At 67.0% G+C, this 14,233-nt stretch carries 15 protein-coding genes and 1 pseudogene; 9 read left to right on the forward strand and 7 right to left on the reverse strand.

Translation table 11 applies throughout. The features are described from left to right. Positions 1 to 155: 155 nt before the first annotated feature. Positions 156 to 1,361: an NAD(P)/FAD-dependent oxidoreductase gene (locus tag HMPREF1224_RS15325; protein ID WP_010793090.1), complete on the reverse strand. Its 1,206-nt coding sequence runs from the start codon at positions 1,359 to 1,361 to the stop codon at positions 156 to 158. A gap of 268 nt (positions 1,362 to 1,629) precedes the next feature. Here HMPREF1224_RS15325 and HMPREF1224_RS15330 point away from each other — a divergent pair, with 268 nt between their 5' ends. Both HMPREF1224_RS15330 and HMPREF1224_RS15335 read left to right on the forward strand, forming a co-directional pair. Then, a complete protein-coding gene (locus tag HMPREF1224_RS15330; RefSeq protein ID WP_003090553.1) occupies positions 1,630 to 2,154 on the forward strand; it encodes an RrF2 family transcriptional regulator in 525 nt (174 codons plus the stop codon). Between the two features lie 170 nt (positions 2,155 to 2,324). Beyond that, positions 2,325 to 2,825 (forward strand): acyl-CoA thioesterase, encoded by a 501-nt coding sequence (locus HMPREF1224_RS15335; protein WP_003090555.1) that lies wholly within the window; start codon positions 2,325 to 2,327, stop codon positions 2,823 to 2,825. A gap of 27 nt (positions 2,826 to 2,852) precedes the next feature. Here HMPREF1224_RS15335 and HMPREF1224_RS15340 read toward each other — a convergent pair whose 3' ends face one another. The 3 genes from HMPREF1224_RS15340 to HMPREF1224_RS0111880 form a co-directional block, all read right to left on the reverse strand. Beyond that, positions 2,853 to 3,179, reverse strand: a complete 327-nt coding sequence (locus tag HMPREF1224_RS15340; RefSeq protein WP_003101499.1) for a thioredoxin family protein — start codon at positions 3,177 to 3,179, stop codon at positions 2,853 to 2,855. Positions 3,180 to 3,259: 80 nt separating this feature from the next. Continuing rightward, the gene (locus HMPREF1224_RS15345; RefSeq protein ID WP_010793091.1) at positions 3,260 to 4,363 is read right to left on the reverse strand and encodes a DUF1615 domain-containing protein; all 1,104 of its coding nucleotides are present in this window, start codon (positions 4,361 to 4,363) and stop codon (positions 3,260 to 3,262) included. 113 nt (positions 4,364 to 4,476) lie between these two features. Next, a complete protein-coding gene (locus HMPREF1224_RS0111880) occupies positions 4,477 to 5,256 on the reverse strand; it encodes an AraC family transcriptional regulator (RefSeq protein ID WP_223818588.1) in 780 nt (259 codons plus the stop codon). On the opposite strand from HMPREF1224_RS0111880, the gene HMPREF1224_RS45840 reads away from it, so the two are divergent. Then, positions 5,149 to 5,382, forward strand: coding sequence for a hypothetical protein (locus HMPREF1224_RS45840; RefSeq protein WP_223290715.1), 234 nt, complete (start codon positions 5,149 to 5,151; stop codon positions 5,380 to 5,382). The two genes, HMPREF1224_RS0111880 and HMPREF1224_RS45840, sit on opposite strands and share 108 nt — an antisense overlap. Before the next feature lie 157 nt (positions 5,383 to 5,539). Here the strand turns inward: HMPREF1224_RS45840 and HMPREF1224_RS15350 are convergent, their stop codons facing one another. Next, positions 5,540 to 5,821 carry a XapX domain-containing protein gene (locus tag HMPREF1224_RS15350; protein WP_003101509.1) on the reverse strand — a complete coding sequence of 94 codons (282 nt, stop codon included), beginning with the start codon at positions 5,819 to 5,821 and terminating at the stop codon, positions 5,540 to 5,542. Positions 5,822 to 5,877: 56 nt separating this feature from the next. Then, positions 5,878 to 6,558, reverse strand: a complete 681-nt coding sequence (locus HMPREF1224_RS15355; protein ID WP_003090561.1) for a hydrolase — start codon at positions 6,556 to 6,558, stop codon at positions 5,878 to 5,880. Positions 6,559 to 7,165: 607 nt separating this feature from the next. Between HMPREF1224_RS15355 and HMPREF1224_RS15360 the strand changes: the two genes are divergently transcribed. From HMPREF1224_RS15360 to HMPREF1224_RS45845, 6 genes and pseudogenes are all read left to right on the forward strand, one after another. Beyond that, a complete protein-coding gene (locus tag HMPREF1224_RS15360) occupies positions 7,166 to 9,004 on the forward strand; it encodes an amidohydrolase (protein WP_003101513.1) in 1,839 nt (612 codons plus the stop codon). Positions 9,005 to 9,052: 48 nt separating this feature from the next. Beyond that, positions 9,053 to 10,360: an OprD family porin gene (locus HMPREF1224_RS15365; RefSeq protein WP_010793094.1), complete on the forward strand. Its 1,308-nt coding sequence runs from the start codon at positions 9,053 to 9,055 to the stop codon at positions 10,358 to 10,360. A gap of 2 nt (positions 10,361 to 10,362) precedes the next feature. Next, positions 10,363 to 11,952 (forward strand): MFS transporter, encoded by a 1,590-nt coding sequence (locus tag HMPREF1224_RS15370; protein WP_003101515.1) that lies wholly within the window; start codon positions 10,363 to 10,365, stop codon positions 11,950 to 11,952. 146 nt (positions 11,953 to 12,098) lie between these two features. After that, positions 12,099 to 12,575, forward strand: coding sequence for a type VI secretion system effector Tse2 (gene tse2 / locus HMPREF1224_RS15375; protein WP_003451813.1), 477 nt, complete (start codon positions 12,099 to 12,101; stop codon positions 12,573 to 12,575). 9 nt (positions 12,576 to 12,584) lie between these two features. Beyond that, entirely contained in the window at positions 12,585 to 12,818 is a 234-nt protein-coding gene (gene tsi2 / locus HMPREF1224_RS15380) for a type IV secretion system immunity protein Tsi2 (RefSeq protein ID WP_003114383.1), read from the forward strand. Between the two features lie 131 nt (positions 12,819 to 12,949). Beyond that, positions 12,950 to 13,102: pseudogene (locus HMPREF1224_RS45845) on the forward strand (DUF6434 domain-containing protein); the annotation flags it as partial. Positions 13,103 to 13,110: 8 nt separating this feature from the next. Here the strand turns inward: HMPREF1224_RS45845 and HMPREF1224_RS15385 are convergent. Continuing rightward, positions 13,111 to 14,130 carry an AraC family transcriptional regulator gene (locus HMPREF1224_RS15385; RefSeq protein ID WP_003101519.1) on the reverse strand — a complete coding sequence of 340 codons (1,020 nt, stop codon included), beginning with the start codon at positions 14,128 to 14,130 and terminating at the stop codon, positions 13,111 to 13,113. Positions 14,131 to 14,233: the final 103 nt, after the last annotated feature.

Genomic DNA, 14,233 nt, shown 5'->3' on the forward strand with positions numbered 1-14,233 from the left:
CGCACGCTCCCAAGAGAACCGAGGCAACGGCGGATAACCGCTTCGCGGTTATTCGCCCTACCGGAAGCCAGGCATCCGCGCGCCGCTGCATCCCTCTACGCTGCACGGCATCCTCTCCCGCCTGCGGGAGAGGGTTGGGGTGAGGGAAAATCGCCCTACGCCACCACCGGAATCAGCGGGTCGGCCGCCGCCAGCGCCACGGCGCGGTCCGCCGCCGGCGGGTAGATCCACACGCCATTGATCTCGGTCTTGATCTTCTTGCCCTCCTCGCGCACGAACCGTACCTGGCGGTCCCAGCCCTCGGTGAACACCGCGCCCCAGCCGCCGAGATCGAGACAGGTCACGTATTTCACCTGGCTGTAGGGAATCGGCTCGACGCCGAGCAGGTCGGCGGCCACGTTATTGCCGGCCGAGCGACCCAGGGCGATGGCGTGCTGGCAGGTCATCAGGGCATGGTTGCCGAGCTCGTCGGTAGCCGCGCGGGCCACGTCGCCGGTGGCGTAGACATCGTCGAGACCGAGCACCTTGAGGTTGCGGTCGACATGCAGGCGACCCTGGGCATCGCGCTCGCCCGGAATCTGCCCGGTCAGGGTGCTGGCCCGCACGCCCACGGTCCAGACCACGGTCTTCGCCTCGATCCGCTGGCCGTCGTCGAGCGTCACGCCCTCGGCATCCACCGCCGCCACCGAACGCCCCAGGCACCACTCCACGCCCAGTTCCGCCGAGGCCTCGGCGATCAAGCCGCTCAGGTCCGCGCCCATCGATGTGCCGATGGCGGCGCCGCGGTCGACCACGATCACTCGCAGCGCCGCTTTCTCGCCGAGGATCGCCCGCAGGCGCGCCGGCATCTCGGTGGCGGTCTCGATGCCGGTGAAGCCGCCGCCGGCGACCACCACGGTGTTGCGTGCCGGTGAATCCGGCAAGTCGCGCAGGGCATGCAGGTGTGCCTCCAGGCGCAGGGCGTCTTCCAACTGGTCGACATCGAAGGCCGCGTCGATGCCGACGACACTCGCCGGACGCCACACGCCGCTGCCGGCCGCCAGCACCAGGCGGTCGTAGTCCAGTTGCCCCAGCGTGCCCTCGGCATCGCGGTACTCCACCCACTTGCCGGCCACGTCGATGCGCTGCGCGCTGCCCTGCACGAAACGCACGCCGACCGCGGCGAACAATTCGCCCAGCGGCGCCGCCATGCGCTGCACGTCAGGCTCGTAGAAACGCGGGCGGATGCGCAGCTCGGGCTGCGGCGCGAGCACCGCGACCTCGACGTCGTCGCGGCCCTGGCGGTCGAGCTGGCGCACTGCGCTCAGCGCGCTCCACATGCCGGCGAATCCGGCACCGACGATCAGGATACGTTGTTTCATTGGGGGCTCCTGGAGGGAAAGGACGGGATATCCGGAGAAAAGCCTCTCCGTAACTACGACTATATTTGTCGTAGTTAAGAAGATCAATCCCCGAAAAGCGTTCCGACAGGCAATCGCCCCTCGCCGTGAAAGAGAGGAAAAGACGTCGAAAACATACGAAAAGGATCGGAGATAGAGCGCTTCGAGGCGGAAGACAGCGAACGACCTGTCCTTGTGAGCGACCTGAAAACCGCGCAGAATATTGCGAATATTTCTATCGGAGTTAGTGATGGCTCTCTATAGCGCCGGCGTCGAATACGGCATCCACTGCCTGTTGTTCCTCGCCGACGAGAAAGGCGACAGCCGCGAGTCCAGCGTACGTACCCTCGCCGAGTTGCAGGGCGTGCCGCCGGAACTGCTGGCCAAGGTCTTCACCCGCCTGGCCAAGGCCGGCCTGGTGGCTGCCACCGAAGGCGTGCGCGGTGGCTTCCGCCTGGCACGGCCGGCCAACGAAATCAGCGTGCTCGACGTGGTCCGCGCCATCGACGGCGACAAATCGATCTTCGAATGCCGCGAGGTCCGCGAGCGCTGCGCGATCTTCGAAGGCAACCCGCCTTCCTGGGCGACCCGCAACACCTGCTCGATCCACGCGGTGATGCTCACCGCGCAGAAGCGCATGGAAGAAGCGCTGGCCCAGCAGACCATCCTCGACCTGGTACGCCGGGTGGGGCGTATCGCGCCACCGGAGTTCGGCGAAGAAGTGCTGCGCTGGATGGATGCCAGCCGGGAAGGACGCGGCGGCTCCCGCGACTAGCCCTTGGCGCATACGGAGCGGCGCCGCAAGCCCGTTTCGCGGAAAACACCATTGTCGACTGCGGTGCTAATCGCGCCGGCGTTTCTCCCTACCCTATCGCCAGAGGCCGCCGCAGAGCAGCCGCCGGCCCACTGCAATGGCCCGTGACCAACTTGCGTGATAGGTGAACGATGGAACCTGGCAGCTACCAACTGACCATGAGCGTGCTCATGACCCCCGACAAGGCGAACTTCTCCGGCAACGTCCACGGCGGCGCGCTGCTCAAGCTCCTCGACGAAGTGGCCTTTGCCTGCGCCAAGCGCTACGCCGGACGCTACGTGGTGACCCTGTCGGTGGATCAGGTGATCTTCCGCGAGCCGATCCATGTCGGCGAACTGGTGACCTTCCTCGCCTCGGTGAACTACACCGGGCGCACTTCGATGGAGGTCGGGGTGAAGGTGATGACCGAGAACATCCACGAGCGCACCGTGCGCCATACCAACAGTTGCTTCTTCACCATGGTGGCGATGGACGACCAGCGCCGGCCGGTGGCGGTGCGTCCGCTGGAACCGGAGACCGCGATCGAGAAACGCCGCTACGCCCAGGCCCTGGCCCGGCGCGAGCAGCGCAAGCTGATGGAACTGCGCTACCAGGAGATCCGCGAACAGGTGGATCACGCGATGCCGGCCTGAACGCCGCCCGGCCCGCGGGCCGGGTCCTCAGCCCTCGCCGACCAGGCTCTCGAACGCTTCTTCCAGCACGCTGGCGCTGCCGGGGCGGACCACCCGCGCCACCTCCCGGCCGTCGCGAAGAAAGACGAAGGTCGGCCACAGCTTGACCTGGAACGAGCGCCCCAGGCGGCGCCCGGGACCGTCCTCGACCTTCAGGTGGCCGACCTCCGGATAGTCGCTGAATACTTCCGCCAGCAGCGGCTGGGCGGCCTGGCAATGGCCGCACCAGTCGGTACCGAACTCCACCAGCGTCGGACCGGCGAGCCGGTCCAGTTCGTCGCGCGCCGGTGCCTCGGCGCTGTATCGGGTCTTCATACGCTGCTTCTCCATGAGCTTGGCTGACAGGACGGCAGACTCCCGCGGCGGCGCCAGGTTCGACCCGCGCGACGATGGACTCAGCGTTTCCGCACGCGCGCCATGCAGCGCTGGTAGCGTTCGTCGACGCGCTTGGCGAACCAGGCGGTGGTCAGCTTGCGGGTGATCTTCGGGCTCTCCAGGGTGATCCCCGGCAGCACGGCGCGGGGCAATGTCTTGCTGGTGGCGCTTTCGGCCAGGGCGAAGACCTTGCGGTACAGCGCGCTGTCGGCGAACTCCGGGCTGTCGCCCTGCTCCAGCGCCCGGCGGATCGCCGCGTCGCTCATGTCCAGGCGCTTGCCGAGGCTGCGCACGGCCAGTTCGGTGGAGCCCGGCGTGCGCGTGCCGTAGCGGATCAGATCGCCATCCAGCGCCAGCGGAATCCCCGAGACGCGACTCACCGCGCTCTGGAACGCGGCGTTGCGACTGGCATACCAGCCGGCGTTGAAGTCGGCGAATCGGTACAGCGGCGCCGGGTAGTCCGCCGGATAGCCAAGCAGGTGGGCGATGCCGAAATACATGCCGCCGCGCCGGCTGAACACCTCGCGGCGGATGCTGCCGTCCAGCGGATAGGGATAGCCGTCCGCGTGCTGCTCGGCGAAAGCGATGCTGACCTGCATCGGCCCGCCGGTGTGTACCGGGTTGAAGCCGCCGAACAGCTTGCCGCCCATGGGCACGATGGCGATGAAATCGTCGAATGTCTCGCTCAGTTCCTTCTCCGTGCGCGCCGCGGCCAGGCGCTGGCTGTAGGTGCGGCCATCGGGCGACTTGATATTCAGCGCCGAGCTGACCAGGAACGCCGGCACGTGCAGCTTGCCGGCACGACGCTCGACCTCGCGGGTGGCGATCCTGCCCAGGCCGGCCACCGGCGGGTCGACCTGGTAGGTGGACTCCTGCTCGGTCACCGCCAGCACCGCACAGAGATTCTCGTCGCTGGGGTAGATCTGCTGGGCGGAAAAGGCCGCGTAGATATCGCTGGCCCACCCTTGGCGATCGCGCACCGTGGCCGGCATCAGGCGGACGATCTTCGCCCGTACTTCGTCGGGGTTGGGCGGCGGCGGCTCCGCCGACCGCGAACTGCACCCGGCCAGCGCCAGGAGCATGAGCAACCCCGTTACGCCGCGACCCTGGCGTACTGCTTTCATCTGCGATTCCCTGTTCCGTTGCGAAGTGGGCGGCCGATGGCGACCGCCGAAGCCAGGGCATTCTAGCCGAGCATCCGGCGGCTTCCGTACCGTCCGTCACGCACGGTCGCGGTTCACAGCGCTGCGTCGGTGCGCTGCCGCTTGACCCGACGCCAGGTCGAGGGCGAGGCGCCGGCCAGCCGGAGAAAGATCCGCGAGAAATGCGGCTGGTCGGAAAAGCCGCAGGCGACGCCGATCTGCGAAAGCGGTTCGTCGCTGCCCAGCATCAGCTCCTTGGCCCGGTCGACGCGCATGCGCATCAGCCATTCGTGGGGCGAAAAACCGGTGCTGCACTTGAAGGCCTTGGTGAAATAGCTGCGCGAGAGCCCGCACTCCTCGGCCAGGCGCGCCACCGACACGCCCTCGGCCAGATGCCCGGCGATCAGCTCCTTGGCCCTGCGCAATTGCCAGGGCGCCAGGCCCTTGCCGGTGCAGACCGGGACCTGGGTCGAAGCGAAGCGATCCTGAACGTGGGTCAACAGCGCCAGCATGACCTGCTCGATGAACAGTTCGTTGCGCTCGCCCGCCCTGGCGAAGCTGGGCAGCAGCGCCAGCGCCAGGTGATAGACCACCGGATCGTCGACACCGATGATCCGCTCCGGCTCGGCGGACGCGCGTTGCCCTTCTTCGTAGAGAAACTCCTTTATCGAAGCGCGCGGCAACATGAAGCGGACATTGTCGTAAGTTGTCCGGTGCTGGCACTTTATTTCATCGCCAAGATAGGCGATGGAGATACTTTTCCGTGGATGTCCGCCATCGAAAACCAGTTTGTTTCCATTCCAGAGACGATGGGAATTGAAATCGCGCAACTGCACGATGACGGAAAACGAATCGGCACAAGGAATATGGATCACCTTGTCCGGATCGGGAGTCGCCTCACTATTGCGAATCAAGGCGTACCCTTCTCCCCTTATGATGTTCCCTGGCGTGGATTGGTCGCCCTTTGTTCTGTCTATGGCAACAGTCATGACTCCCCCTGATTCCATGCGCCTGATGATCTCGTGACACTTTTCTCTCGACGCGAAAAACGACGCACGAAAGCTCCCCCAGAGATTAATCCGAGGGAGCCGTTCCGGGGAAATCTAACCGACGAAGATAACTACCAGATTACTGCGCTGTTACTCGATGATATAACGCTCAACCCTTTTCCTTTTCCGACGGGCCAGCGGCCTGGTCGAGGCGATGCCGACCCGGTAGTTGCCCCAGCACATGGCCGACCGAACCCGCCTTGTCGCAGGCCGAGGCGAACGCGCAACCGCCGAGCAATTGCTTGCCGACCGGGATGACCTGCTCGCCGAGCAGGATGCCGAGCAACCCCACCAGCGCCACCAGCGGCGGAGCCGGCGAACGCACCTGCAGCAGGCTGTAGACGATCCCCACCAACAGTCCGGCGCCCAGCGACAATACGTAGAGCTTCATCTTCGTTCTCCTTCGCGGCCGTGCCACCCGGCGGACCGGAGCGGCACGGCCGGCATTCACTTGGCCGGATTCGGGCCGATGCGTTCGCCGTGGGTCACCCGCTCGGGCGCCTTGTGCACCATGGTGTAGGCGTAGTCCACGCCCATGCCGTAGGCCCCGGAATGCTCCTTGGCGATGGCCATCACGGCGTCGTAGGTATCCCGGCGGGCCCAGTCGCGCTGCCACTCCAGCAGGACCTGCTGCCAGGTCACCGGTACCACGCCGGCCTGGACCATGCGGTCCATGGCGTACTTGTGGGCGTCGCTGGAGGTGCCGCCCGAGGCATCGGCCACCATGTAGATCTCGTAGCCGCCCTCGAGCATGGCGCAGAGGGCGAAGGTGGTGTTGCAGACCTCGGTCCACAGCCCGGCGACCACGACCTTCTTGCGGCCCGCGGCGGCCAGCGAGTCGCGCACGTTCTGGTCGTCCCAGGAGTTCATCGAGGTGCGTTCGAGGATCTTCTGCTCGGGGAACACCGCCAGCAGCTCCGGATAGGTCGGGCCGGAGAAGCTGTCGGTTTCCACCGTGGTGATGGTGACCGGGATGTCGAATACCTTCGCCGCCTTGGCCAGGCCCACTACGTTGTTCTTCAGCGTCTGGCGATCGATGGACTGTACGCCGAATGCCATCTGTGGCTGCTGGTCGATGAAGATGATCTGGCTGTTCTGCGGAGTTAGAACTTCGAGATAGTGGCTCATGATTGTTTCCTGACAACGAACGATGAATTCCAGCTGTTGCGCACAACAGCACGCAGGCCAACAGATAATTTCCCGTGGCCGGCCAGACTATGAAGCATGAATATTGGAAAAAACAAACTTTTCGAGAAAATAAATCACTGAACTGCGGCCCTGGATAAAGTTGAACGGCGATATTCAAAATATTCGACACATCCATACAAAAAGCGCACACAGAGACAATAAAAGAAGGATTACCAGCTAGCAGAATCGACAGTCCGCCCTATAAGAAAAAGCCCCCATGAAGTTCAGGACATGTCTCGCGCCTTACTTGCTATCGACCACCAGCAAGTTGCGCTTGCAGGAGGATGCGTCATTCGGGAAAACCGCTCTTTCGTCCCGTACGTTTCCCGCCGCACCTATCCTGTCCGGTGGCCTCTCTCGCCGCCGCCCTCGCTGACCGATTCCGCCCCGCTGCCAGGAGCACGCCATGAGCCACGATCCGCCGAGCAAGGACCGCCGCCATTTCCTCACTACCAGTTCGGTGCTGGGCGCCGCCGGAGTCCTGTGGTCCGCCCTGCCCTTCGCCAACGCCGCCAGCCTTTCTCCCTCAAGCAACCCAGGAGGTTCCATGACCGCCGACCTGATCCTGCACAACGGCCGTTTCCACACCGTGGACCGCGACAACCCCACCGCCACCGCCGTGGCGATCAAGGACGGCAAGTTCCTTGCCGTCGGCAACGACGCCGAGGCGATGCTCCATCGCGGCAGCGCCACCCAGGTGATCGACCTGCAGAAGCGCACCGTGATCCCCGGTCTCAACGACTCGCACCTGCACCTGATCCGCGGTGGCCTCAACTACAACCTGGAGCTGCGCTGGGAAGGCGTGCCCTCCCTGGCCGACGCCTTGCGCATGCTCAAAAACCAGGCCGAACGCACGCCCAGCCCCCAGTGGGTGCGGGTGGTCGGCGGCTGGAACGAGTTCCAGTTCGCCGAGAAGCGCATGCCGACCCTGGAGGAATTGAACAAGGCCGCGCCGGACACCCCGGTGTTCGTCCTCCACCTGTACGATCGCGCCCTGCTCAACCGCGCCGCCCTACGCGTGGTCGGCTACACCAAGGACACGCCCAACCCGCCCGGCGGCGAGATCGTCCGCGACAGCAGCGGCGAACCCACCGGCATGCTGATCGCCCGGCCCAACGCGATGATTCTCTACGCCACCCTGGCCAAGGGACCGAAGCTGCCGCTGGAATACCAGGTCAACTCCACCCGCCAGTTCATGCGCGAACTCAACCGCCTCGGCCTGACCAGCGCGATCGACGCCGGCGGCGGCTTCCAGAACTACCCGGACGACTACCAGGTGATTCGCGAACTGGCCGACCAGGGCCAGCTCACCGTACGCATCGCCTACAACCTGTTCACCCAGAAACCGAAGGAAGAACTCGCCGACTTCAAGAACTGGACCGGCAGCGTCAAGTACGGCCAGGGCAGCGATTTCTTCCGCCACAACGGCGCCGGCGAGATGCTGGTGTTCTCCGCCGCCGACTTCGAGGACTTCCTCGAACCGCGCCCGGACCTGCCGCAGACCATGGAGCAGGAGCTGGAGCCGGTGGTCCGCCACCTGGTGGAGCAGCGCTGGCCGTTCCGCCTGCACGCCACCTACGACGAATCGATCTCGCGGATGCTCGACGTGTTCGAGAAGGTCGACCGCGACATTCCGTTCAACGGCCTGCCCTGGTTCTTCGACCACGCCGAGACCATCACCCCGCGCAACATCGAGCGGGTACGGGCACTCGGCGGCGGCATCGCGATCCAGGACCGCATGGCCTTCCAGGGCGAGTACTTCGTCGACCGCTACGGTGCCAAGGCCGCCGAGGCCACGCCGCCGATCCAGCGCATGCTCGCCGAGGGCGTGCCGGTGGGTGCCGGCACCGACGCCACCCGGGTCTCCAGCTACAACCCCTGGACCTCGCTGTACTGGCTGGTCAGCGGCCGCACCGTCGGCGGCATGGCCCTGTATCCGCAGGGCCTGCCGCGGGAAACCGCATTGCAGCTGTTCACCCACGGCAGCGCCTGGTTCTCCAGCGAGCAGGGCAAGAAAGGACAGATCAAGGTTGGCCAGCTCGCCGACCTGGCGGCGCTGTCGGCGGACTTCTTCGGCGTCGAGGAAGAGGCCATCAAGTGGATCGAGTCGGTGCTCACGGTGGTCGACGGCAAGGTCGTCTATGCCGCCGCCGAGTTCGACAAGCTCGGTCCGCCGGCGCCGCCGGTGCTGCCGGACTGGTCGCCGGTGGCCAAGGTACCCGGCCACTGGCGGCAAGGCGCGCCGCTGACCGCCCAGGTCCACCAGTGCGTCGGTGCCTGCGCGGTACACGCCCACGAGCACAACCGCGCGCGCCACTCCAACGTACCGGTGAGCGACTTCCAGGGTTTCTGGGGCGCATTCGGCTGTTCCTGCTTCGCTTTCTGACGTACCCGGGCGGGCCCTTCGCGGCCCGCCTCGCCCGGAGTTTTCCCGATGATCCGCGTTCGACCGGTCGGCCGCCTGGCCCTTTTCCTGGCGCTGGGCGGCACCTCGCCGTGCCACGCCGCGACAGAGGAAGCCAAGGCACCCGACTACCTGGAGTGGCGCCTGCTCAACCGCAACTACTTCCTCTACAACGACTATCGCCGCGCGGACGTCGGGCGCGGCTACCGCAAGGAATGGGCACACGGCCTGATCGCCGACCTGGAGTCGGCCTATACTCCCGGCCGCGTCGGTTTCGGCCTCGATCTCCACGGCTTCGCCGGCTTCAAGCTCGACGGCGGACGTGGCCATGCCGGCACCGGCCTGTTGCCGCTGGACTCATCCGGCGATAACGCCAGCGAGTATTCCGACGCCGGCGCCGCACTCAAGCTGCGGCTCGGCGAGAGCCTGCTCAAGGTCGGCGAAATGACCGTCGAGACCCCGGTCTTCGATACCAGCGACAAGCGCCTGCAACCCCAGTACGCCAGGGGCTTCTTCCTGCAGAGCGACGACCTCGACCGCGTGCGGATCCAGGCCGGGCGCTTCACCGCCTTCAAGGAACAGGCCTCCAGCTCCGGCCATGGCGACTTCGACGGCTACGGCGCGAGCACCGCCGGCAGCGCCATCGGCTTCGCCGGCGCCAGCCTGGCGGCCAGCGACAACCTGAGCGGCTCGCTGTTCGCCGCGCAACTGGACAACGTCTGGCGCCAGGTCTATCTCAACATGAACCTGCAACGTGCCGCGTTCAGCCTGGATGGCAACCTCTATCGCACGCGCGACCAGGGCCGCAGCCGGGCCGGCGCGATCGACACCCTGGCCTACAGCCTGCAACTGAAGTACCGCGTCGGCGCGCAGGGTTTCTCCCTGGCCTACCAGCGTGTCCATGGGGATACGCCGTTCGACTTCGTCGGAGGTGACTCCATCTACCTCGCCAACTCGATCAAGTACGCCGATTTCAACGGTCCCGGCGAACGCTCCTGGCAGGCCCGCTACGACCTCGACCTGGCCCCGTTCGGCCTGCCGGGGCTGAGCTTCATGGCGCGTTACGTCAGCGGCCGCGCCATCGACGGCAGCCATGCGCCGGCCGGCGGCGCCTACAACCCGCTGGGCGCCGATGGCCGCTACCGGCCCTTGCAGGGCAGCGGCGGCAAGCACTGGGAGCGCGACCTCGACCTGCGCTACCTGTTCGCCTCGGGCCCGCTCAAGGACCTCTCGCTGAACGTCTCGCACCTCAGCCACCGGGCCAACGCGGCCCAGGCCGGCGACGACATCGACCGCCTCTACCTGATCGTCGAATACCCACTCAAAGGCTCGCTCTGACCATGACCGCACCCGCCGCCTCACCCTGGAGTCCCCTGCGCCAAGCCACCTTCCGCTGGCTATGGCTGGCCAGCATCGCCTCGAACATCGGCACCTGGATGCACGAGGTGGGCGCCGGCTGGCTGATGACCTCGCTCTCCGCCAGCCCGCTGAACGTGGCCCTGGTGCAGGTCGCCGGATCGCTGCCGATGTTCTTCCTGGCCCTGCCGGCCGGCGCCCTCGCCGATATCGTCGACAAGCGCCGCTACCTGCTCGGCGTGCAATTGTGGATGGCCTTGGTGGCCACCCTGCTGGCCAGCCTCACCCTGCTCCAGTTGACCAGCGTCTGGCTGCTGCTCGGCCTGACCCTGTGCATGGGCATCGGCACCGCGCTGATGATGCCGGCCTGGAGCGCCACCACTCCGGAACTGGTGGGCAAGGACGAACTGCCGGCGGCGGTGGCGCTGTCCAGTGTCGGGGTCAACCTGGCGCGGGCGGTCGGACCGGCCATCGCCGGGGTGCTGGTGAGCCTGGTCGGCCCCTGGCTGACCTTCGCCCTCAACGCCCTCTCCTTCTTCGCGGTGATCGCCGTGCTGCTGGCCTGGAAACGCGAGGCCGTGCCCTCGGTGCTGCCGGCGGAACGCCTGTTCGGCGCCCTGCGCGCCGGCTGGCGCTACAGCCGCAGCTCGAGGCCACTGCAATCGGTGCTGGTGCGCGCGGTGGCGTTCTTCCTCGGCGCCAGCGCCGGCATGTCGCTGCTGCCCCTGATCGTGCGCGGCGAACTGCATGGCAACGCCATGGACTTCGGCCTGCTGCTGGGCAGCGTCGGCGTCGGCGCGGTGCTCGGCGCCGCGTTCCTGCCGCGCCTGCGCGAACGCCTCGGCAGCGACCGCCTGGTGCTGCTCTCCAGCGTGCTCTACGCACTGGTGCTGGTGGCCCTGGCGCTGCTGCGCAACCTCTATTTGCTGGTGCCGGTGATGCTGCTCAGCGGCGCGGCATGGATCGCCGTGCTCTCCAGCCTGCAGGTCGCCGCGCAGACCTCCGTGCCGGCCTGGGTCCGCGCCCGCGCGCTGGCGGTCTACATCCTGGTGTTCTTCGGCAGCATGGCCGCCGGCGGCGCCCTGTGGGGTCTGGTCGCCAGCCACCTGTCGATCACCTTCGCCCTGCTCTGCGCCAGCGCCGCGCTGCTGCTCGGCCTGTTCGCGTCGCTGCGCTGCCGGCTGCCGGTCACCGAGGCCGAGGACCTCGCGCCGTCGCTGCACTGGCCGGCACCACTTGTCGACGAAGAGGTGGACCAGGAACGCGGCCCGGTGATGGTCACCCTCGAGTACGACATCGACCCGCAGGACGCCGCGGCATTCCAGGCGGCGATGGTCGAGGTGCGCGCCATGCGTCGGCGCAACGGCGCGGTGTCCTGGGGGCTGGTCCAGGACAGCGGCAACCGTCGCCTGTGGCTGGAGTTCTTCATCGACGAATCCTGGCTGGAACACCTGCGCCACCACCAGCGGGTGACCCGCGGCGAGTTGCGGGTCGAGGCCGCCGCCCGGCGCTTCCAGAGCGCCGGCGTGGAGGTGCGCATCCGCCATTACCTGCACGGCGCGGCCAGGCCTTGAGCCTCCCGGGCGACGGTCGTCGCCTGCCCCTGGCGGATCCGCCCACGGCTGTTATCCTGCTCGCCGATGGCGCCACAAGGACGGTGGCCGGTAGCGATGCCGCGCACCCGCGGCGCCGCGAACGCAACCCACAGGGAAGTCCACCCATGTCCTACGACTACGAGAAAACCAGCCTCACCCTCTACCGTGCGGTATTCAAGGCCAACTACGACGGCGACATCGGTCGCTACCTGCGTCCCGACAAGGAACTCGCCGAGGCTGCGGAAGTCGCCCCGCTGCTGCATCCGACCTTCGACAGCCCCAACACCCCTGGCGTCCCCGCCCGCGCGCCGGACATCGTCGCCGGCCGCGACGGCCTCTACGCCCCGGACACCGGCGGCACCTCGGTGTTCGACCGCGCCGGCGTGCTGCGCCGCGCCGACGGCGACTTCGTGATACCCGACGGCACCGACATCCCGCCGGACCTTAAGGTGAAGCAGGACAGCTACAACAAGCGCCTGCAAGCCACCCACTACACCATCATGCCGGCCAAGCCGATGTACCGGGAGGTCCTCATGGGCCAACTGGACAACTTCGTGCGCAACGCCATCCGCCGCCAATGGGAAAAAGCCCGCGGGCTCTAGGAGTGAACCATGAACCTGAAACCCCAAACCCTGATGGTGGCGATCCAGTGTGTCGCCGCGCGCACCCGCGAACTCGACGCGCAGTTGCAGAACGACGACCCGCAGAACGCCGCTGAACTCGAACAGTTGCTGGTCGGCTACGACCTCGCCGCCGACGACCTGAAGAACGCCTACGAGCAAGCCCTGGGCCAATACAGCGGCCTGCCGCCCTATGACCGGCTGATCGAAGAGCCGGCATCCTGACGGCCCGTGGGCAGGCCATCGTTGGCCTGCCCGCTCCAGCGCGCGCAGAGAAACGACAGATGGTCTTCGGCTGGCACGGCGACACCATCACCCGCGACACCGCAGTGTGCCGCGACTAGCGCAACGCCCAGGACGTACGGCGCTTCCTCGTCGGGCTGTGCGGCGCCGACTTCCGCTTCGATCGTGCCTTCATGGCCTGGATTGGCGACGGCGCGGCAAAATCCCTGAGTGAGGTGGCGGACGAACGGCGACGGCGCCACGCCGACACCAGCCCCTCCGCCTGAGCGAGCGCTCAGGCGCGGAAATGGCTCGGCGGCTGGCCGCTCCAGCGCTGGAAGGCATGGCGCAGGCTGGCGGTCTCGCTGAAGCCGAGTTCCTCGGCGATCCGGTAGATCGGCATGTCGCCGCTCTGCAACAACTCCTTGGCGCGGGCGAAGCGCAACTCGTCGAGCAATTGCTGGTAGCTGGTGCGCTGCTGCTGAAGGTGCCGGCGCAGGCTGCGCGACGAACAGTTCAGGCGCCTGGCCAGTTCCTCCAGGCCGGGCGGGTCCTGCAAGCGCTCGGCGAGGATCGCCCGGACCTTGTCCAGCCAGGCACGACGCGCGGCCAGGTCGATGTTCTGCCGCCGGCACTGTTCCAGCATCTCCCGGTGGGTCACCGGGTCGGCCAGCGGCAACGGGCGCTCCAGCCATTCGGCGGCGAAGCCGATGGCGCTGCGCTCGCGTTCGAAGTGCAACTCGCAGGCGAAACCCTCGGCGTAGGCCCGCGCCATCGCCTCGTCGCCGGCATAGTCGAAGGCCGCTTCCAGCAAGGGCAGCGGCTGGCCGAGCAGGTCGGCGCAGGTGACCTTCAGCGAGCCCAGGCAAAGCTCGGTGTTGAATGGCCGCAGCGCCTCGTCCTCGCCGTAGCCGGTGGCCACCAGCCAGGCGCGGCCGTCGGCGACTTCCAGCGACAGGTGGAAGTAGGTGCCGAGCAAGACCGGATAGCTGAGGCCGATGCGCAGCGCCTCGCCGAGGGTCGGCGCGGAGAGCAGCGCGTAGCCGAGCAGGCCGTAGGCGGAAATCCGCGTGCGCAGTCCCAGGCGCAGGCCGAGGGCCGGCTCGTCGCTGAGCCGGCAGGCGTTGGCGAACACCTGCTGCTCCTGCCAGGGGCTGATCAGGCGCCGCAGGTCGAGCAGGTCGGCGGGGGTGATGCCACTGCCTTCGAGCAGTTGCTCGCGGGCGAACCCTTCCTTCTCCAGCAGCGAGAGAGTGAGGGTCGACATGTGCAGCGAGTTGAGCCAGGTGGCGCGGGAGAAGGTCGAGTCGATCATGGCGTGCCCATCGTTACCGGTGGCCGCGCCGCGCTGTTACCGCGCGGACGGGATACACAGGGTAGGCAAGTTGCGTGCCGCCGCGCCTGTCGCCGGTCCCGCA

Origin of the sequence: Pseudomonas sp. P179, assembly GCF_000478485.2 — a bacterium.
Classification (GTDB): Bacteria; Pseudomonadota; Gammaproteobacteria; order Pseudomonadales; family Pseudomonadaceae; genus Pseudomonas; species Pseudomonas aeruginosa.